Annotated in this window: 19 protein-coding genes and 1 pseudogene; 7 read left to right on the top strand and 13 right to left on the bottom strand. The window is 59.1% G+C overall.

The genetic code is table 11. The annotated features are described in order from the left end of the window. Positions 1-87: 87 nt before the first annotated feature. Entirely contained in the window at positions 88-858 is a 771-nt protein-coding gene (gene deoR / locus AB4N84_RS00920; RefSeq protein WP_460044854.1) for a DNA-binding transcriptional repressor DeoR, read from the top strand. A 126-nt stretch (positions 859-984) separates the two neighbouring features. On the opposite strand, the gene AB4N84_RS00925 is transcribed toward deoR, so the two are convergent. From AB4N84_RS00925 to AB4N84_RS00950, 6 genes and pseudogenes are all read right to left on the bottom strand, one after another. Then, positions 985-2,070, bottom strand: a complete 1,086-nt coding sequence (locus AB4N84_RS00925; protein ID WP_460044856.1) for an aldose 1-epimerase family protein — start codon at positions 2,068-2,070, stop codon at positions 985-987. Continuing rightward, positions 2,067-3,398: an L-fucose:H+ symporter permease gene (gene fucP, locus AB4N84_RS00930; RefSeq protein ID WP_074754367.1), complete on the bottom strand. Its 1,332-nt coding sequence runs from the start codon at positions 3,396-3,398 to the stop codon at positions 2,067-2,069. Before fucP ends, AB4N84_RS00925 begins: the two co-directional genes overlap by 4 nt. Before the next feature lie 80 nt (positions 3,399-3,478). Continuing rightward, positions 3,479-4,399 (bottom strand): ribokinase, encoded by a 921-nt coding sequence (gene rbsK, locus AB4N84_RS00935; protein ID WP_460044858.1) that lies wholly within the window; start codon positions 4,397-4,399, stop codon positions 3,479-3,481. A 447-nt stretch (positions 4,400-4,846) separates the two neighbouring features. Continuing rightward, positions 4,847-5,797, bottom strand: coding sequence for a DUF979 domain-containing protein (locus AB4N84_RS00940; RefSeq protein ID WP_460044859.1), 951 nt, complete (start codon positions 5,795-5,797; stop codon positions 4,847-4,849). After that, positions 5,794-6,522 (bottom strand): DUF969 domain-containing protein, encoded by a 729-nt coding sequence (locus AB4N84_RS00945; RefSeq protein WP_460044861.1) that lies wholly within the window; start codon positions 6,520-6,522, stop codon positions 5,794-5,796. The genes AB4N84_RS00940 and AB4N84_RS00945 overlap by 4 nt, the downstream gene beginning before the upstream one ends. An 88-nt stretch (positions 6,523-6,610) precedes the next feature. Beyond that, positions 6,611-6,718, bottom strand: a pseudogene (locus AB4N84_RS00950) (OprD family outer membrane porin); the annotation flags it as partial. A 326-nt stretch (positions 6,719-7,044) separates the two neighbouring features. Here AB4N84_RS00950 and AB4N84_RS00955 point away from each other — a divergent pair. The 5 genes from AB4N84_RS00955 to AB4N84_RS00975 all read left to right on the top strand — a co-directional run bounded on the left by AB4N84_RS00955 (position 7,045) and on the right by AB4N84_RS00975 (position 12,218). Further along, positions 7,045-8,046, top strand: coding sequence for an AraC family transcriptional regulator (locus AB4N84_RS00955; RefSeq protein ID WP_460044862.1), 1,002 nt, complete (start codon positions 7,045-7,047; stop codon positions 8,044-8,046). Between the two features lie 173 nt (positions 8,047-8,219). Continuing rightward, complete coding sequence (locus tag AB4N84_RS00960) at positions 8,220-9,851, top strand: methyl-accepting chemotaxis protein (RefSeq protein ID WP_460044864.1); 1,632 nt, start codon at positions 8,220-8,222, stop codon at positions 9,849-9,851. A gap of 53 nt (positions 9,852-9,904) precedes the next feature. Further along, positions 9,905-10,135, top strand: a complete 231-nt coding sequence (locus AB4N84_RS00965) for a hypothetical protein (RefSeq protein WP_460044865.1) — start codon at positions 9,905-9,907, stop codon at positions 10,133-10,135. 196 nt (positions 10,136-10,331) lie between these two features. Then, positions 10,332-11,258 (top strand): LysR family transcriptional regulator, encoded by a 927-nt coding sequence (locus AB4N84_RS00970; RefSeq protein WP_460044866.1) that lies wholly within the window; start codon positions 10,332-10,334, stop codon positions 11,256-11,258. Positions 11,259-11,381: 123 nt separating this feature from the next. Continuing rightward, positions 11,382-12,218, top strand: coding sequence for a PhzF family phenazine biosynthesis protein (locus AB4N84_RS00975; protein ID WP_460044868.1), 837 nt, complete (start codon positions 11,382-11,384; stop codon positions 12,216-12,218). Positions 12,219-12,356: 138 nt separating this feature from the next. On the opposite strand, the gene AB4N84_RS00980 is transcribed toward AB4N84_RS00975, so the two are convergent. The 6 genes from AB4N84_RS00980 to AB4N84_RS01005 all read right to left on the bottom strand — a co-directional run bounded on the left by AB4N84_RS00980 (position 12,357) and on the right by AB4N84_RS01005 (position 17,036). Then, positions 12,357-13,580, bottom strand: coding sequence for an MFS transporter (locus AB4N84_RS00980; RefSeq protein ID WP_460044870.1), 1,224 nt, complete (start codon positions 13,578-13,580; stop codon positions 12,357-12,359). Between the two features lie 39 nt (positions 13,581-13,619). Then, entirely contained in the window at positions 13,620-14,198 is a 579-nt protein-coding gene (locus tag AB4N84_RS00985) for a TetR/AcrR family transcriptional regulator (RefSeq protein ID WP_460044871.1), read from the bottom strand. A gap of 108 nt (positions 14,199-14,306) precedes the next feature. Continuing rightward, positions 14,307-14,687, bottom strand: a complete 381-nt coding sequence (locus AB4N84_RS00990; protein ID WP_460044872.1) for a Rap1a/Tai family immunity protein — start codon at positions 14,685-14,687, stop codon at positions 14,307-14,309. Next, positions 14,675-15,577: a type I pantothenate kinase gene (coaA, locus tag AB4N84_RS00995; RefSeq protein WP_244165862.1), complete on the bottom strand. Its 903-nt coding sequence runs from the start codon at positions 15,575-15,577 to the stop codon at positions 14,675-14,677. Before coaA ends, AB4N84_RS00990 begins: the two co-directional genes overlap by 13 nt. A 189-nt stretch (positions 15,578-15,766) precedes the next feature. Then, positions 15,767-16,735, bottom strand: a complete 969-nt coding sequence (gene dmeF, locus AB4N84_RS01000) for a CDF family Co(II)/Ni(II) efflux transporter DmeF (RefSeq protein ID WP_460044873.1) — start codon at positions 16,733-16,735, stop codon at positions 15,767-15,769. Positions 16,736-16,760: 25 nt separating this feature from the next. Then, entirely contained in the window at positions 16,761-17,036 is a 276-nt protein-coding gene (locus AB4N84_RS01005; protein ID WP_074754392.1) for a metal/formaldehyde-sensitive transcriptional repressor, read from the bottom strand. A 674-nt stretch (positions 17,037-17,710) separates the two neighbouring features. Here AB4N84_RS01005 and AB4N84_RS01010 point away from each other — a divergent pair. Beyond that, a complete protein-coding gene (locus AB4N84_RS01010; RefSeq protein ID WP_460044874.1) occupies positions 17,711-19,030 on the top strand; it encodes a hypothetical protein in 1,320 nt (439 codons plus the stop codon). 171 nt (positions 19,031-19,201) lie between these two features. On the opposite strand, the gene AB4N84_RS01015 is transcribed toward AB4N84_RS01010, so the two are convergent. Further along, positions 19,202-20,284, bottom strand: a complete 1,083-nt coding sequence (locus tag AB4N84_RS01015) for a type I restriction endonuclease (protein WP_460044875.1) — start codon at positions 20,282-20,284, stop codon at positions 19,202-19,204. Positions 20,285-20,486: the final 202 nt, after the last annotated feature.

Raw genomic sequence — 20,486 nt, forward strand, 5'->3', positions numbered from 1 at the left:
TTTAAGCTGCAAGCCTGTGCGCTTCATTTTGTGTTGTATATATAACAGTAAATGTTATTTTTTTACCATATTCAATCGACAGCCGGAATGCCTGTGGACAGTAAAAAATCCGACCGCATCAAACTGATTCAACAAGCCCTGCAGGATCAGAAAGCCATTCACCTGCGTGAAATGGCTGACCTGCTGGACGTCTCGGAAATGACGTTGCGCCGTGACCTGGGCCGTCATCCCGACAAATTCCACCTGCTGGGCGGGCACATCACGCTGGCCTTCGATCCGTCCGACGCCAGCGATTACAAGGTCACCGAGCAAGGCACGCGCCACGTCGAAGAAAAGCGCCGCATTGGCAAACTGGCAGCCGCCTTCATCAAGCCGGGTGACACCGTGTTCTTCGACTGCGGCACGACGATCCCTTTCGTCATCGATTTCATCCCCGACGAGCTGGAGTTCACTGCCGTGTGCAACTCGCTCAACGTGTTGCTCAAGCTGCAGCAGAAACCCAACTGCACCATCGTGCTGTGCGGCGGCACGTTTCATCGCAAGAACCAGGTCTTCGAGCATCACAGCGAAGCCAGCATCCTGGACGGCATTCGCCTGACCTGGGCCTTTGTCTCGGCTGCGGGTGTCAGCGATGAATTCGGCGTGACCTGCTTCAACTTCAACGAGGTCGAGGTCAAGCAGAAAGTCCTGCGCCAGGCGCGCCACTGCATGCTGCTGGCCGACCACACCAAATTCGACGCCGTGCGCACCGCGCACTTCGCCGCGCTGGAGAGCTTCCATGTGGTGGTCACCGACAAGAAACTGCCCAAACCTTACCGCGACCTGATTCAAGGGTATGGGGCGCAGTTGGTGATGTGATGTTGTCTTGACAGACGCTGGCCCTTGTAGGAGCGCGCTTGCCCGCGATTGCGGTCTGTCAGTTGCAATAGTGGCGTCTGATACACCGCCATCGCGGGCAAGCGCGCTCCTACAAAAGAAATGGCATCAGCGTTTCAAATCACCTTCCAGTTGCCGCACTTCACCCGCCGCCAGATACCCCGTCGTCACGCTGAACGACGCACTCTCCCCTGCCCCCAGCATCCGCACATTGCCCTTGGACTTCTCGGCCAGGTATCCCTCGGGCTCACAGGTGGCGGGCAATACGAACGCCGCCACCTGTTGATCGACGTTGTGCAGAATCCAGCGTGCCGCGTGGTCGAACTGCTGCGGTTTGTAACGGGTATAAAACGCAGGCCCGTCGGGGTGCTTGAGCAGAAAATGCGCATCGCCCCTGGCGTCCGCCTGAACGCCGTCGAAGAAACAGACGATCTCCGGGTCATACAGCTCGGGCGTGTTCAAGGTCTGCAAGCGCGAGGGATCTTCCGTCAGCTCGGCCATGTACGCCGACCATGCAGGAGTCGGCTTGACATGCGCCGGCACGCTGCTGCGAACCCGCGTGCGTTCAACGCCCAGCGGCTCGACGAATTGCCCGTCCGCGACGTAGGCGTAGTTCATGTGCGCCATGTACATCAGTTCCATCGGCTTGCCGGCCAGGTTGCGCACGTCCATGCCGATGTCGAACAGCGCCGAACCGGCACGCAGCGTCACGCTGGGCCGGGCGCGGTAGTGATCGCCAAAGCCCATCACGTACTCATACTCGCCGCCTACGCGCAGAAACGCGCCGGCCGCATCCTGGCCGACTTCCAGCCAGGCACTGTCCATGGGCGCGCACGGCATTTCGCCGTGCAGCGGATGATCGTCCTGCGGGGTCGGGCAGCCGTTGCGCAGAAGGCCGCTGTGGAACATAAAGCAGCCATAAGTGCCTATGACGGACGCGCTCGGGCGCGGGTGCTCGAACATGTTGCGCATGGTCAGGTCGCAACCGTCGAACACGGCCGACCAGATCATCTGCCCCTGATACGGCAAGACCACCACGCGACCGCGATTGTTCTCCAGCGCCAGCGCCTTTACACCGCTTGGGTACGTCCACGCGAGCACGCGAAAATCCGCCGATTCGAGCAGGGTTTTCTCGTCGCCACCGAACAGCTCGGGGTAGAGCGAGATCGTGGTGCGTGTGTCGAGACCGGTCATGATGCCGTCACCGCACCGACAGGTGCTGTTTCGCTGCGCGGATCACGCATGCACTTGATCGCGTAGGCGACGATCACCACGAAGCACAACAGCGGCACGGTGTAGGCAATCTGCATATTGCCGTGGGTGGCATCGGACAGCAGGCCCTGGAAGATCGGCATGACGCCGCCACCGACAATACTCATGACCAGCAATGAGCCGCCCACGCCAGTGTCTTCGCCCAGGCCATCAATGGTCAGGCCATAAATCGTCGGCCAGCAAGGGCCGAGGAAGATACTCACACCCACCGCGGCGTAAACCGCGCTGATGTTCGGCACCAGAATCGTGTACGCCAGCAGCGCAATGGTCAGCACGCCGTAGATCGCCAGCACCTTTGCAGGGTGCATCTTGCGCATCAGCAGGTTGGCAATCATCTTGCCGACGAAGTAAGCAGCAAAGGTGGTCAGCAGGAACCACGACGCGCTGCGTTCGTTCATGCCACCCATCTGCATCGCCAGGCGAATGGTGAAGCTCCACACACCGACTTGCGCCCCGACGTACAGGAACTGCGCCAGCACACCGAAGGTGAAACGCGGATTGCGCCACAAGCGCGATAGGCTCTGGCCGATGCTGCTGGATTTGACGCTGGCTTTGACGATGCCTTTGCAGGCCGGGAACTTGGTGAAGGCGATCAGCACGAACATCAGAATCAGTACCGCGATCATCCATTTGTACGGCAGCAGGGTCGACTGGATCATTTCCAGTTGCTGGATCGCCGCGTCGGAGGCACTCATCTGCGTCAGCTGCTCACGGGTGGCGTCGGTGTCCTTGAACATCACGAAGCTGCCGACGTACACGCCCGCCATGGCGCCGAACGGGTGGAAGGTCTGCGAGATGTTCAGGCGGCGAGTACCGGTTTCGCGAGGGCCCATCAGGGTGGAGTAAGTGTTGCAGGCGGTTTCCAGGAACGACAGCCCCGCTGCGATGACGAACAGCGCCATCAGGAACATGCCGTACTTGGCCATGGACGCTGCCGGGAAAAACAGCGAGCAACCCACCATGTACAACAACAGGCCGATCAGAATGGTGGTCTTGTAGCTGAAACGCCGGACGACCATGGCCGCCGGAATCGCCACGAAGAAGTAACCCAGATAGAACGCCGACTGCACGAAGGCGGTCTGGAAATCGCTGAGCAGAAAGGCCTTCTTGAAGTGCGCGATCAGCACATCGTTCATGCTCGCCGCCGCCGCCCACAACGCGAAACAGCAGCACAGCAGCAGGAAGGCGAACCAGGGCGTGCGGTTCAGGTAGAACCCGTCCGGTGATTGTTGGAGCGCGGGTTTTGTCATTGTTGTTCTCCGTGAAGTGCAGGGACTGCCGCGCCACGCCGATGCAGTAATCGGTCATGGCGCGGCGGCGCGTGGATGACTTACAGCGTTTCGAGGAATTGCCCGAACGTGGCAGCGTCCGGATAGGAACTCTGAGTGCCCAGGCCGGTGACCGAACAGGCGGAGTAGGCCACCGCCTGGGTCATGGCATTGCGCATGTCACCGTCCTCGCTCCAGTGGCGAGCGAAACAACCGATGAAGGCATCGCCTGCGCCTGTCGTGTCGCGGGCGTTGACCTTAATGCCCTCGACGCGGAATTCACCCTCTTCGCCCACGTACAGCGCGCCCTTCTCGCCAAGGGTCACGATGACGTGACGAATGCCGTCCTGCACCAGTTGCAAGGCGGCAGCGCGGGCAGCCTCCAGGGAGTCGACGACTTGCCCTGTAATCAGCGCCAGCTCGGTCTCGTTGGGGATGAAAAAGTCCAGTTGCGACAGGTGCTCACGGCTCAGGCCTTTGACGGCGGGCGCAGGGTTGAGCAACACCGGGATGCCGTTGGCCTTGGCAAATTCGATGGCGTAGTAAACCGTCTCCAGCTCGATTTCCAGCTGCAGCACCATCAGTTTGCAGTCGCGCAATGCGGCGTGCGCGGCGTCGATGTCGGACGGTTTGAGGTGCGCGTTGGCGCCTTTGACGATGAGGATGCTGTTGTGCGAATCGCTCTGCACGAAGATCGGTGCGACGCCGCTGGATACGCCAGGCACGCGCTGCACGAAATGGGTGTCGATGCCGAAGCGCTTGAAGTTGGCCAGGGTGTTGTCGGCGAACATGTCGTCGCCGACCTTGCTCAGCATCAGCACGTCGGCGCCGAGCTTGGCAGCCGCGACGGCCTGGTTGGCCCCCTTGCCACCGCACCCCATGGCGAAATTCGGCGCTTCAAGGGTTTCGCCCTGAGCCGGCATCCGGTCGATGTAGGTGATCAAATCCACCATGTTGCTGCCGATGACCGCGATCTTGTTCATGTGTGTGATTACCTTGTGCACGCGGTGAGGTTCTGGAAAACGAACCACAGCGCGTTATTATTTTTGTTATTTAAATAACATTTGTTGTGACTATTCAACCTATTTTTTATAGGCGGTCGTGCTGCACAGACGAAAACGGGCCGGACATCGCTGCCTGGCCCGTGAAAACCTTGGATTTAGAGGGGTTGGCGCCGTTGGTCTATACAGACCTCCGCCAGTCGCAATCGTTTGCGATCACCTTTTTTCGTCATCTCGAGATCGCTGCCAGCCGCACGCCCATACGGCTAAACACCTTCACCGTGCGCCCCACGCTCATCTGGCTGAACGCGATTCACTGTAGGAGCGCGCTTGGTCTGGGCCGCATTCGGACGATCTGCCGGGAACCGGCAGCAAAACAGGCGCATGCGGTGTGTCAGGTATATCGGGCAGGACCAAACGCCCTGCGCACTACATCAGGAAATACAGCAGCACGATATTCACCACCAGCATCGCCAACGCCGTCGGGATCTGCGCCTTGATCACCGCGTACTTGTCCGGCAATTCCAGCAATGCCGCTGGCACGATGTTGTAGTTTGCCGCCATGGGAGTCATCAGCGTGCCGCAGTAGCCGGAGAACATGCCAATGACGGCCATCACCGCAGGATTGGCGCCGTACATGCCCACCAACACCGGTACACCGATGCCGCCGGTCATGACCGGAAATGCCGCAAAACCGTTGCCCATCACAACGGTGAACAGCGCCATGCCCAACACGTACACCATCACCGCCACCAGGCGGAAATCGAGATTGATGTACGCCGTTGCCAGATGCGCGACGGCCTTGCCCACGCCCGCATCGTTGAACACCAGGCCCAGCATCGCCAGCATCTGCGGCAACACCAGCGCCCACCCCAAGGCTTCGGTCAAACGTCGGGACTCGCGCATCGCCTGCACCGGCGTGTCGCGGGTCAGCCAGCAGGCCAAGGCCAGCGCCACCAGGCTGCCGATCCCGAGCGAGACAAAGGTGCTGTTGGCCGGATCCAGCAAAAACACGTCGCCAAACTTGATGTTCTTCAGCAGCACCGCACCGATGACCGTGACCAGTGGAATCGCCAGCGCCGGAATGAACAGCTTGTTCTTCAGGCGCCCTGCACTCTCGCGACGCGCTGTGTCTGGCAGGGTGTCGTGCTGGCCGAAACCCACTCCGCCGAACCCGGCGATCAATGCCATGACGATGACCCCGACGCCGACCCACACCGGCGGCAGGCGATCGCCCACCAGAAAGGCTATGGCAAACAACCCCCAGAACGCCCCGGTGCTCCAGCGTTTGGGATTGCTGCGGTCGGTCAGCGTCATGAACGCTGTGATGGCCAGAATCACACCTGCCAGCCAGTACAGGTATTGGATGGAAATGATCATGGCGCGATCTCCGTGACGACCGTGGAGGGTTGTGGCAACGCATTAAGCTCACGATTGAGTCGCTGATCGAATCGGTGCAGACGGATCCCATGGATGACGAACGCACAGATTGCCGTCGGAATGCCCCAGAACGCGATGTGCATCGGGTCGACATCGATGCCCGAGCCCAGCAAAAAGGTGTGCATCAAGGCAATGGCGCCAAACGCAACGAAAATGTCCTCACCGAAGAACAGCCCGACGTTGTCGGTCGCCGCGCACAACGACAACAGCTTGATGCGAAGCGCTTCGGGCAATGTGCCGAAGCGGGATTCGGCGGCGCCTTCGGCCATCGGGGCAAGCAAAGGGCGAACCATTTGCGGATGCCCGCCCAGGCTGGTCAGCCCCAACGCCGCCGTGGTTTCACGCACGAACAGGTAAGCGATCAGCAAGCGTCCGGCGGTGGCGCCAGTGAACCGCGCAATCCAGTTCTGCGCGTGCAGACGCAGGCCATGCCGTTCCAGCAGACCGATGACGGCCAGCGGCAGGAGGATGATCAGCGGCAGCGTGCGGGTCTTGATGAACCCCGTACCGATGGTGGCAAGGAGGGTGTCCAGCGGCATGCTCGCGGCCAGGCCCGTGGCCAGTGCCGCCAGCGCCACCACCAGCATCGGATTGAAGCGCAGGACAAATCCCAGAACGATCACCAGCACACCGAGCAGCGGCCAGAGGTTGATAGCGGTTTGCATAATCGAGATCTCGTGGTTGTGGTGCCCTGATTCGGGGAATGGACACATCGACGGTGGACCGACCAATTCGGCGCAGATGCCAACGCGCCTACCCCATCGGCACGGTAAAGCTGACGATCAAGCGGTTCTCGTCCAGGTCATTGCCGACGTTCGAGCGCACGGTCGCATTGCGCCACTTCAGGCCGAGGTTTTCCAGCGTGCTGCGTCCACTCCGGCGGCGTCCCTTGCTCTTCTCGACGGCCATCTTTCTGCAGGCCGGGGCGCTGCGTCCAACGGGAAAAAACCACTATGCCCGATAACATTTTCTGTTCAGCGGCGGGCTCAGGTATTTGACTGGAATAACGCCCGCCTTTAATGAGTCGCAAACTTGCGCTGTATGAAAAAGTGTCCTGAATGCGCTCGAACGCTTCCCATGACACCACACTGGAAATGTCCGTCTTATTTTCCTGATCAATGAGTCAACAATAATACCTCGCACAACAAGAACAACAGGAGCTCGATAACTCTCCCAATGGAATCGATATGCAAAGTATTTCTTCTGCGTTCGCCCTCGCACTTATCGAGGCAATGGGCAGTGCCGATACACCGATTAATCCGCTTGCAGTAACGCTCACCAAAACGACCGCACCGTTGACGCCTGAGCGGATACCCCTGCATGAACTTTCACGGCTCATTGAAGACGTTCAGGCGCGCAGCGGGAATGAAGACCTTGGGCTGCTGGCCTATGAAAAGGCCCACCCGGCTCACTTGGGAGCCTTGGGCTACGCGGCCATGTCCAGCGCCACACTGAGCGAGGCCATGGCGCGGATGGTGGAACACCACACCATGATCGGCACCGGCTTCTGCATGTTTATGGACAGCACGGCGAGCACCCTCAGAATGGCCGGGCTGTCTGCGACCCCACAGAACGCATTGCCCCGGGTCTTCGTCGATGCGGTGGCGTCGATCACGCTGGGCCTGCTCCACTGGCTCGCCCCATCGCTGCGAATTACGCCGGTCAGAGCGGAATTCATGTACGAGCAGCCCCGGAACACGGGGCGACTCGAACAACTGTTCGGTACCGACCTACGCTTTTCATGCCCGGTGAATGCGTTGACGTTCCAGCGGGCTGACGCAGAGCATGCCGTCGCCACCTTCGATCCTTCCCTGCAACATATCCACGATCAATACCTGAAACGCTGTCAGGACGAGCAGAACAGCGACAGCATCACCGCAAGGACCACCGGCGCAATACTGCAACACCTCAATCAAGCCCGGGCACTTGGCATGGAAGACATCGCAAAGACGCTGGGGCTCTCCAACCATCAATTGATCAGGTCGCTGGACAAAGACGGGCAGCGTTTTCAAAAGCTGGTGGACATCGTTAAGAAGCAACACAGTCACCATTTGTTGATGAACACGTCGCTCAGCCTTAAACAGATTTCATACAGCGTGGGTTTCAAAAACCCCAGCGCGTTTAACAAAGCATGCGAACGATGGTTCGGTATGTCTCCGGGTACTTATCGCCTGGGCAGACGGGCCTGAGGTATTCGAAAGCGGGCGTAACCGATAGTCGGGAACATGCAGTAACGCGCCGTCCATAATTGTTATCCGCATCCGGTTTTCATTTATCCGCGGCAGGACAGTCTTACTCATCACGCTACTAACAAGGTGAGAATTGGCAGTAAGACCTGACCTTCACGTGGATAAATCGAACGATGCAGCTAAGACGTTTTAATTTCGCGATGCGAATCCGACTGTGTTTTGCCTTGGTGATCGCGGCGCTGATGGGCGTGGGCGCCTTTGCCATGTATCAAGCCAGGGAAATACGTCAGGCGAGTCTGGTGGTCGAACAGGATGCCCTGCCCGGCATCGCTCTGGGTGACGACATCACGCTGGCCTTTACCAAAACCCGCTTCGGCGTGATTCGGTTGCTGACTTCCACCAGCGACAGCGCGCTGGACAGCAACTATGCGGCGTTTGTCTCCGACACCCGGGAGTTCGCGACAGCTCAGGACACCTATCGGCCGATCATCAGCGGGGATCAGGAACGGACCCTGTTCAATACCATTGGCACGCTTTTCGAACAGTACCGGACCTCTGCCGTCCGCGTTCATGACTTGCTCAAGCAAGGCGCTTCCAACGACGCGAACGCGCTGGTCAACGGCGAAATGTCGACCCTCGCTCAGGCCATGACCAAAACACTGGGCGAGCTTGAGCTGCTCAACGACCAGGCGCAGCAAACCGCAAGCGCGGCCGGGCAGCAGGCGTATCAGACCTCGCTTCGTGTCACCTTGATCGTGATCGTGCTGTCGACGCTGGGCGCGATCGTCATCGCCTATCGCCTGACCGAAAGCATTGCACGCCCTGTCGCGCAGGCGCTGCACGCTGCCGACGCCATCGCGCGGGGCGATCTGCGTGAAACCGCACTGGACGTCAGTGGCAATGACGAGGCTGCGCAATTGCTGCGAGCGGTGGTGACCATGCGTGAAAGCCTCAGTCAGACGCTGACCGGTGTGCACCAGGCCGCCAGCCAGCTTTCGAGCGCTGCCGAGGAGCTGAGCATGCTCGTCAGCACCAGCAACGAAGACCTGCAGTTGCAGAACAGTGAGCTGGAACAGGCAGCCACCGCCATCACCGAGATGAGTCAGGCTGTGGACGAGGTCGCACGCAACGCGAGCAGCACATGCGAGGAGTCGCGGGCCTCGCTGAATCTCGCTCGCGATGGCCAGCAGGAACTGACCTCGACGCTCAATGCGATCACCCGGCTGGACACCAGCGTCAACGGCGCCTCCGAGCGCGCAGGCATTCTGGCGGCCAACACCGTGGAAATCAGCAAGGTGCTTGAGGTGATTCGTTCGGTCGCCGACCAGACCAACCTGCTGGCGCTTAACGCCGCGATCGAAGCCGCACGCGCAGGGGAAGCAGGACGGGGGTTCGCCGTCGTCGCCGACGAAGTCCGATCGCTGGCGCACCGCACCAGTACGTCGACCATGGATATCGAACGCATGATCGGCCATATCCAGAACGGCACTCAGGACACCGTGGGCGCGTTGAACGACAGCGCCATTCAAGCCGCGCAGACCCGCGAACAGGCGGCTTCCGCCAACAAGGCGCTGCAAGGCATCACGACCACGGTCAACAGCATTGACGAGCGCAATGCCCTGATCGCCACGGCGTGTGAAGAGCAGGCCCTGGTCGCCAAGGATGTGGACCGCAGCATCATCCGCATTCGCGACCTCTCGGTGCAGTCGTCGGTGCGCTCCGATCAGACCCGAGCCGCGAGTGAAGAACTGGCGCAGATCGCCGTCGCACTCAAGCAGCGCCTGGACGGATTCACCTTCGGGTGAACACGCGACGCGGCACGACAACCGCTACAGGAAGGATTGAGCCAGGATTAGCCATGGAACCTATCAACGAATTGAGCATGAACCTGACAACGCTGCTGCAGGAGATCGCCGAGAAACGGTGCGACCTGGACATTGAAGGTCAAAAAATCCTCCTTGATGCCCTGAGAAAACTCCTCATCGCCACCGAGAAACTGAACATCCAGCTGCAAGCCTTGGCCCGAAATCAGCCAGCAACAGGGCCTCAGTCGCAGCCCCGGAGGCCAGCGCTGTACCTGGTCAAATAAGCGCTTGGGTCGGGGCGGCAGAACGTGACAGCGACGTCAAACAAGAAAAATCGCGCGCCCCGATAAGAATTTCCATTGATCGACTGGCATGCAACCTGCTGTCTCTCCATGACATGCATGCCAACGCGGGCGAAGGCGTTAGACGGTTCATCCCGTCCAGCGCGCATCGTCGCACCCCGCTCAAGGAAATCATTCGGTGAACCTCAAGTTTCTGGAAACCTTCGTCTGGGTTGCACGGCTGAAAAGCTTCCGGCTCACGGCGGAAAAACTGTTCAGCACGCAGGCCTCTATTTCCAGCCGGATCCCGGCGCTGGAAGACGAAATGGGCGTGCGGCTGTTCGTGCGTGACTCCAAAGGCGTGTCACTGACACCCGAGGGCTTGCGGGTGCTCGAGTACGCCGAGCACATCATGGACACCCTGCAAAGCATGAAGGCAGCGATCAAGGACCCGAGCCAGGTGCGTGGACGGATTCGCATCGGCGCCATGGATACGGTGATACACACCTGGCTCAGTCCCTTGGTAACACGCTTGATGAAGTGTTACCCCAATCTTGAGATCGAACTGACCGCCGAGACGGCCAGCAACCTGTGCTCGCAACTGGAAAAGGGTTACCAGGACATCATTTTCCAGACCGACATCCTGCGCTTCGACACCGTTCGCAACGCGGTGCTCGCCCGATACCCGCTGCATTGGGTGGTGCCGACGGGCTCAGAATTCGACCGCGCGGACGTGACGCTGGAAGAGATTGCCATGGCGCGCATCGTGACCTTTTCCCGTCATTCACGGCCGCATCAGGACATCCTCAACATGCTGCACACGGCCGACATCGTCACGCCGCGCATCAACTGCGTGAACTCAGCGTCCGCGATCACCCGATTGGTGCGCGACGGCTTCGGCATCGGCGCCCTGCCCGCCACATTGGTGCATGGCGAACTCACTCAAGGCGTGCTGACGCGCATCGACAATGTGCCGCTGCCGCCGGTCATGGACATTGTCGCCAGTTGGCGAACCGGCGCGGGCATGGAGTTGGTGGAGGACATCGTCGGCCTGACACGCGAGGTGGTGAGCGAATACGCGCAACAAATGCCGACAGGCTTCGTGCTGGCGGGCGGTGAGGCGTAACCGTGGATGACAGCCGCCTGAACCATTCAGACGGCTAAAAAAATCACGGTCATCTGTCTCTGTACAGCCTCGTACCGCCTCCCTAGAGTGGCCGATCCCGCCACCGTCCAAGGAGATAACGTCATGGCACACATCCTCAAATTCCAGCAGGTTGACGTGTTTTCCAGCGCCGCCACCCAAGGCAATCCGCTGGCCGTGGTCAGTGCCGCCGATGACCTGACCGACGCGCAAATGGCCGCGTTCGCCCGTTGGACCAACCTCAGTGAAACGACTTTCCTGCTGCGCCCTACTCACCCGGAAGCGGACTACCGTGTGCGCATCTTCACCACCACGCGTGAATTGCCGTTTGCCGGTCATCCGACGCTGGGCAGCTGTTTCGTCTGGCTGGATGACGGCGGCGCGGCCAAAGCCCAGGAAGTGGTTCAGGAGTGCGGCGCAGGGCTGGTGCGCATTCGCCGGGACGGCTCACGTCTGGCGTTCTGCGCCCCGCCGCTTTTGCGCAGCGGCCCGGTGGAAGACGAAGTGTTGGCCAGTCTGGTAGCCGGGCTTGGCGTGCGCCGCGAACAGATCATCGGCAGTCAGTGGGCGGATAACGGGCCGGGCTGGGTCGCGGTGATGCTGTCGAGCCGTGAAGAGGTCTTGGCGATCCGTCCCGATTACGCGGCACTCAAAGGCCTGAATGTAGGCATCGTCGCCCCCTGGACCGGGCCGGACGCCGAGGCCGACTTCGAGGTGCGGGCCCTGACCGGCGACCTCAACGCCGAAGACCCTGTGACCGGCAGCCTCAACGCCAGCCTTGCACAATGGCTGATCCCGGCCGGTCTCGCGCCGCGCCAGTACACCACGCGCCAAGGCACCGTGCTCGGCCACCGCGGACGCGTTTCCGTCGAACAGGTCGGGGATCAAATCTGGGTCGGCGGTGAGGTGCAGACCTGCATCGCGGGGAATGTCACGCTGTAACCCACGGGCTGCGTCGCCGATCCAAGGATCAGCCCGGCCGGAACTTCAGGCGCGGCGATCAACAATGATGCTGCCTGAATGGGGCGGTGGAATGACACCCCATCCGGGCGGCTTGCACCCGCGCCCGGCCTCGGATAATCAGCCATTCACGCAGGCCAGCGCGTCATCCTGCTCCAGATCGCGAGCCTCCTTCGGCAAACGCAGCGTCAGCACCGCCAGCAACACGGCCACCATGCCGATGGCCACGTAAACACCCACGAACGAGCCGTTGAAACTGGCCAGCAACCCGCCGCAGAAGTTTCCGATCATGCCGCCGACGCCTTGCAGGATGTTGGCCACGCCAAAAATCGTCACGGCCAGCGTCGCACTGCCCGCCATCTTCGACACATACGCCGGGATCAAGCCGAAGATCGGGTAAAACGCCACCGCGAACAGAACCCCCGCTGCCAACGGCCAGTAACCGACAGGATGAACAACGAAGATCAACGCCGCCGCGCCTACACAGGCGTAGACCAGCACCATCGCCGCACGCAGGCCGATGCGATCCGACAACCCACCGACGGCAAGCCCGGCAAACATGCCAACGAAACCGACACTCGCCCAGATGTGCGCGGTGTAGGTCACGTCGAAATTCAATTCGCTGCGCAGGTAGGACGACAGGTAATTCTGAAAAGGAAAGGTCGAGAAACCGAGGAGGAAGTTCATCGTCCACACCGTCAGCACCCATGGCTGCTTCAGCGCGGCTCTGCCCGCCAGTGCGGTCTGTTCAGTCTCGGGTGCCGAAACCTTTTCATGGACGAACAACCGCGCCCGCTTGAACACCACCATCACGCCAACCGCCAGCGCCACGGTGATCAGCCCGACGATCCACCACACCATGCGCCACTCGCCCTGCGGCGCATACAGCGGCACCAACAGACTGTTGATGAACACGCCATAGCTAGTGCCGCTGGACACCAGACCCATCGCCATGCCGCGTGATTTATAGGCAACCGTGCGGGAGATCACGTCGACCATGGGCACGAAAACGGTCGCTGCCGTGCCCGCCAACACCGTCAATAAGGCGCCGATGAGCAGGATATTGTGGGTCAGCGGGATCAGCAGCAGCGCTACGGCGCACACCACCCCGGAACCGAAAATCACCCAACCCCCGCCCACCCGTGGGGTGATCCACGCCGCCAACAACGCACACAGCAGGAAACCGAACTGCCCGGACGCGGTAATGGTGCCAACGTAGGCAATGTCAAAACCGAGGCTGGCGCGCATGTCGGGCACCAGTTGCGCGAACAGGTAGATACCGAAACCAAACGTCGCCGCCACCAGCCCGGTGAGCAGCGAGACAATCAGTGCATTGATACGCATGGTCAGCTTCCTTTCTTGAATGTGAAGGAGAGAACAGGATTACGCCGGTTGCGCCGCGTCAATCAGCTCTGCGGCCAGTTCTCGCGCCACCAGAAATACGCTGTCGTCGTTTTCCAGGGCGCCTGTGAGAAACGCCCCTTCCAGTAACAGGAACAATCGTCTTACCAACGTTTGCGGGTCGGTCAGCCCCGCCCTTTCAGCGAGGTCCAGCAGGTGTTGCTTCACCCCTTGTTTATGCCGATCCACCGCCAGGCGAACCGGGTGACTGCGGTCCGGAAACTCTGCAGCGGAGTTCACATAAGGGCAGCCGCGCAACCCGCCTTCGCGCAGCCACTGCCGGTGCAGGTCGAACAGCCCCAGAAGTTTCTCGGCTGGCGCCTCGCTGGCCGCCAACGTCTGCTCCACCGCGGCTTCCCAGCGCTCATTGCGTTTGTCCAAAAACGCCACGATCAACTCGTCCTTCGACGCGAAGTGGGCGTACAGCGTCATCTTCGACACGCCCGCAAATTCCGCCACGGCGGCAATTCCCGTCGCATTGATCCCGTCACGAAAAAACAGCGCGGAGGCCGCGTCGATCAGACGTTGATGATTGACGCTGGCGTCTCGGGTGGTCGGCATGGTCGCCTCTCAATTGAACTGTACTGACCGGTAAGGATAGACCTCGAAGCAAAAAAAACCAGCATTGATCACCGGCTACGACGAACGGCCATCAAGACTGGGAGGTGATCAGCGGCAGGGAAAGGCGTTTTTCAGCGCGGAGACGACCAGCACCGATTCGTTCAGGTGCAGACTCTGGGGATGTGCTTCAAGAGACTGGACCACCACGCGCATGGACTGCACCATCGGAATCCCGCCTTCCGGCACACACACCAGCTTGGGCACGCCGCCGGCTTCGTGAAAAATGTCGAGGGTGTCCATGGTCGCTTGCAAAACGCCGACGCAATGGCCAATCCCCACCGGGTTCTTGGCCACCCCGCCGCTCATGCTGTTGATACCGTCCTGGCATTCGAGCAGCAGTTTGTTGCCGTCTGCCATCGCGGCAGCGCTGAAGCACAGGGCGAGCAATGCTGAAAAGCGCACGGCAGCGCCGATCGTCAGCGCAGCCACAGCTCTTTCACCGAATGATCCGCTGCCTTGCGCACCACCAGGCTTGCCCGCTCGCGAGTTGGCAGAATGTTTTCCAGCAGGTTGGGACGGTTGATGTCGCGCCAGATCTTGCGCGCGGCGTCCGGGGATTTCTCGGGCGGCAAGTCGGCCAGTTCACGGAAATAAGCGCCCCGGGCACGAAATGCAGTGCGTTGCAGCATGAGAAAGCGCTCGACGTACCAACGCTCGATATCCCCTTCGGCCGCGTCCAGGTAGATCGAGAAGTCGAAGAAATCCGACACGATGCTGCCAGGCTTCTGGCCGTCATTGCCCTCGGTCTGCAGCACATTCAGACCTTCAAAGATCAGGATGTCCGGCTGGCTGATCTCGATGAATTTATCCGGGACGATGTCGTAGCTGATGTGCGAATAGACCGGCGCGCTGATCACGGGAATGCCCGCCTTGAGGTCCGAGAGAAACTTGACCATGCGCTTGCGATCGTAGCTCTCCGGAAAACCCTTGCGGTGCATGATGCCGTCCGCATCCAGCCGGGCGTTCGGGTGCAGGAAACCGTCGGTGGTCACCAGATCGACCCGAGGATGATCCGGCCAGCGCGCCATCAGCGCCTGCAGGACACGGGCAAACGTGCTTTTGCCGACCGCGACACTGCCCGCAACCGCCACGACATAGGTCTGTTTTTTCGCCGGACGCCCGAGGAAAGTGTCCTTGATGCTCGCCAGATTGCGCGCGGCGCTGACGTGCAGATTGATCAGGCGCGACAGCGGAAGGTAGATGTTGACCACATCTTCCAGGGAAATATCTTCGTTTACGCCTCGTAACGCCGCCAGATCTTCTTCGGACAAGGTCAGTGGCGTACTGGCGCGCAGCCCCGCCCACTCCTTGCTGGTCATTACGAGATAGTCATCAGGCGCCATCTATAGCCTTCCAATCCAGGTGTCTGTATCGACAATGGTGCGAAGACTATCGTATTGCCCTAAAAACGGGGCAGATTTCTTTGATTTGACACGCATTATTGGCGGATTCGGCATCGTTCCAGCGCCCCGAAAAGCGCTGGATACGATTCAGCATGAAGCCGCCCTTCAGGCCGTTCGATACTCGATGGTCAGGTGCGACACCTCGTGCACGACACCGAGCCGCTCACGAATCGCCTCTGCCGTCACCTCGACCTTCGCCAGCACGCTGACAATCGCCGCACGGGCATCCGGACCGACCTTCCACACATGCAGATCGGTGATCTGCACGTTGCCATCGGCTTCGAGCACTTCACGAATTTCTTCTGCGACGTGCTCATCGGTGACGTCCAGCAACACGTTGGCGCTCTGCTTGATCAGGCCGACAGACCACTTGGCGATGACCACCGCGCCGACCACGCCCATCAACGGATCGAGCCAGACCCAGCCCAGGTAACGTCCTGCCAGCAATGCACCGATCGCCAATACCGACGTCAATGCATCGGCCAGGACGTGCACATAGGCGGAGCGCAGGTTGTTGTCCCCGCCGTGGCCATGATGCTTTTCGTGGGCGTGGTGATCGTGGCTATGGTGATCGTGATCATCGTGCGAGTGATGCCCATGGTGGTGATGCCCGTGGTGGCCATGGCCGCCGGACAGCATGAAGGCGCTGACGATGTTGACCAACAGACCGACCACCGCAATCAAGGTGGCCTCGCCGAACGCCACCTGCGTCGGTTCGAACAGGCGCATCAGCGACTCGATGCCGATGCCCAGCGCGACCATCATCAGAATGAGCGCCGACGCGAACCCCGCCAGATCGCCTACCTTGCCGGTGCCGAAACTGAAGCGACCGTTATTGGCGTTGCGCCGCGCAAACGAATAGGCCGCCGCCGCGATGCCCAATGCACCGGCATGGGTTGCCATATGAAAGCCGTCGGCCAGCAGCGCCATGGAGCCTGTGACGTAACCGGCGGCAATCTCCCCGACCATCATCACGAAGGTCAGCACCACCACCCATAACGTGCGGCGAGCATTTTCGTCGTGAGACTGACTGAGGAAAACATGTTCGTGTGTGTGCTTCTGCGAAAGGACCATGCGGCCTCCATGTGTCGCCTGCGACTTATTTTGAATACCGACGAATCGCTTCGAGCAAATCTTCAAGCCCTTGCGCCCGATCTTCATCACTCAAATCTGGATGAGCCACATGCTCGCGAGCATGGGCTTCGATGATCTGGTCAAGCAGACCATTGATCGCACCGCGGGTGGCGGCCACGAGATGCAGGGTCTTGGCGCAATCGGTATCCGACTCCAGACCCCGCTCGATCGCCTGCACCTGCCCCGCAATGCGCCTGACGCGCTTGAGCAGATCGTCTTTCTCGGCGTGCAAATGCGCCATACCATACCCCCTACCTATATTGGGCGGCATGATGAACTTATCCGCTTGCCTGCGCAACCGACATTCAAGCGTCATCAGCGCAAATAAATGGAACTACACAATGCCCGCTGGTGACGAATAGCCACTATCCCCCACACACCACCCGAGGCGTGCTTCATGCGGCTTGAATCGTTGGCCATTCGACTTCTTCAAACGCTCACGGATGGAGCGACGTCCAGAGTCAACCCGCTGGATTTCACCGCACTGCTCTACCTCAGGGATCAGGGCTATGCATCCGTGTCTGTCAGGGATGGATGCGTGGTAGCAGAGCGCACGGCTCAAGGGAAACAGTTTGCCAGTGAGCGAGCGGCGCGCTCATCGGAGGCATGGGCGAACGAGAGGTGATGAGCGTTCCGCCCCTTCAAATAAAGCAATAAGTCAGACATCGGATCCCTTGGCAGCAGGCTCGGCCGTTTGCTGCCTTCCTGCAGCGACAGTTCCTACAGACGTCGCGGTGTATTTTCCGGACCCCACCTACACAGCCGGACATCGTCGACCTACAGATGCTTTGCCTACATACAGCGACCCTGTGCGCCGGTAGTTACTTGTTGTTTCTGCCGTCGCAGGGGAGCCGCTGCATAACGCCGGTCTTTCCCTGTTTTCTGGATCATCATGAAAACTGGATTGAACTGATAATGACCGTATACCTTGAACTGATGACGGACGACCCCGAAGAAAGGCAACTGGCTGTTCGCTACTGGGCGATGAGTGACACCGGGGAGTTTTTGGAGAAGGTGATCGACTTGGTGCCCTTCCGCCACATCACGCACAGCGGAACACTCGCCAGCCATGTTCGCGAGCTTTGCCGCGCATTCGATAACAACCTCACCTGTCCGCATTGCGACGCTTGCATGGAAGTCAAAAGCCGTTCGGCGGTGAAGAAAAACCCACAAAAATCCTTTTCGCCCTGTCCCGTCTGTGAAGAAGCGCAGGTGCGGCAAAAGCGGGCGGAACAGGCGGCGGCTGCGGCCGCGCTCGAGCTGCGTCTTAATGCCTATGTGGAGCGACTGCCTCGCGGGCCAATCGACTACCACCAACTGGGCGATGATGCAGTTCTGTTGCTTTTGGCACTGGATATAGCCATCTCGCCACGACTGATCAACGCGTCCTTCACTATCGATGAATGCAAAGCGCTGGCGCCGATGGACGTGGCCTTACTGATCGACAAACTGAAAACCGCGGGCGTAGTGCGTGAAGAGCCCCATAGCGCAGCCCCAGGCACCTATTTTCTGCGCGACGACAACCTGATGGTGAATACGCATTTCATTCCTTACGCTTTGGTACCCGACCAGCACTTGGGGCGAAACGAAGAAGCGATGCAAATGTTGCTCGCCAGAGAATTTTGCGACAGCGCCGCGCTATTCAACCTGTGGCTCGACTTTGCCTGCGCCGATACGGTTTGCTACTTGCTGGATAAATGCAGGGCGTTTCACCACGATCTGAATGAAAACCAGCTCAATGAGATCAGGAGTACGCTTCGAAACGGACTCAGAACCCACAGCGTCTCGCAGATCTGGTTTGTGATCTGGAAAAACGTGAAGGACGCCGCCAGCCTTGCAAGGCTGGTGTACTACACCGAAATCCGGGCCACCGCGACGATACCCGGAAAGATCCGCCGAACCCTGGAAAAGATCGAGAAAGAAGGCTCCACCGTTCGCAAATGGGACCGGCCTGACTACCAGCCTGCCGGCACGCTGGGCATGCTGTTCAACGAACTGTTCGGCATCGATGAAGACACGCCGGGTTGCGACGTTCTGGCGCGCTTCGCCGAATTGCAGCCCGAGGAAAGCACAGACGCTGCGAACCTGCCTGAAGCCGAAGTGGTACGCCGTTTGTTGTATGACGCACTGATGAACGACTCGGGGCCGGAAATGATGTTCCGCTTTGCGCAGTTGATTCAGGGAGGGAGTGAGATCGGGTCGGCGATCATGCAAATGTCGAGTGGCGGGGAATGACCAACGCGTAAATCGAGCAGGTAACAGTTGGGTTTACGCAAATTCAAAGGCGTCTAGATAGGCCAACGCGCTGACCAATAGGTAAGCGAATTCAAGCGCCGTTGGCTCGCACACCGATCGCCAGTACCCTGGGCGTGGGCTGATGCGAGCCAACTATCTTTAAGAGACTATCTATCCGTAATAGGAAATAACACCCTTCAACTGCTCCGAAAAACCATAGATGTCATCCACTGAAGCTATGGGGTGGCGTGTCTCATTTTTCTCATGATCGAAGATACCGATATACTTCTGGCTTCGATTGAAATGAAGACGACAGATGGGTTTCCGATTGTTGTCATCAAGCAGTACCCCGAAATAGCTTTGCGTATCCCGATGAACAATTCGTTTGGCATCGACCACCGACCGGACAATCGCTTTGACGACATGGAAGCCTTCCAGCTCTTCCAGCGTGGTCTGAACCCGATCATCTTCATCTTCGTCTGAAGGTTGACTCGTAGCATTAGACTCGATCGACGCTAGCGCATATGAAGGTTGAACGGGCCCACTCATCGCCGATTTCAGACGATCATTAACCTGATCGCCTAGAAACTGGGCCGCAGCCTTGCGCGTCAAGGAAGCGAACTGCTCGCGGACCTTTTGTGTGATGATTCCGTCGTATACCCGCGCTGCAAAAAACTTCACGAAGTCATCGTCAGGCTGTGTGAATTGAGCAGCAATTTCCTTCTTTATCTGACCTACGTACTTCAGTTCTCCCGCTGCACTGATGATCGAATCAACGTCAAAAGCGGACTTGGTCAGCTTCTGCAGTTCAGGCAATGCGTGTTCATCAATATCCAGCAGATCGAGCTCGAGGAACGGTTTCTCGTCCATTTTGTTCGGCGCATCCAGATCGGTATAAAACCGATATAACCGGCCGTTGGTTAAAATGGAAATGCGTGCACTGGTGACATGAAAGTATCTGAAAAGCTGACTGGCATGATTAATGTGCAAGGGTTCGCCGACTTTTTTGCACTCAATGAGAATTTGAACTTCGCCATTTTTCATAATGGCGTAATCGATTTTCTCCCCTTTCTTCGTCCCGACATCACAAACGTACTCGGGCGTAACCTCGGAGGGGTCAAACACATCGTAGCCAAGAACTGAGTTGATAAATGGCATCACAAAGGCTGTTTTGGTCGCCTCTTCAGTCTGAATCGCTGCACTTTGCTGTTGGATCTTTGCCGATAAGGCGTTCACTCGCTCTAGAAATTCCATCGCTCGCTCCTTGCTGAGAAAACTCAGCGTAGTAGCAACCCGAAATGCTGGCAATTACAGATCATGCAACGGCGAGTGAAATCAGAAGAATCTGACCGAAACGTCCCCATTGCTCCTACATTCCTCGAAGGCTCGCCACGAAACCGAAACGGGTGTATCAACCGAGCCAGTCTTACGTTGTTCGATCTATGCAGGGTCGAGA

This window comes from Pseudomonas sp. S2_H01 (assembly GCF_054668305.1).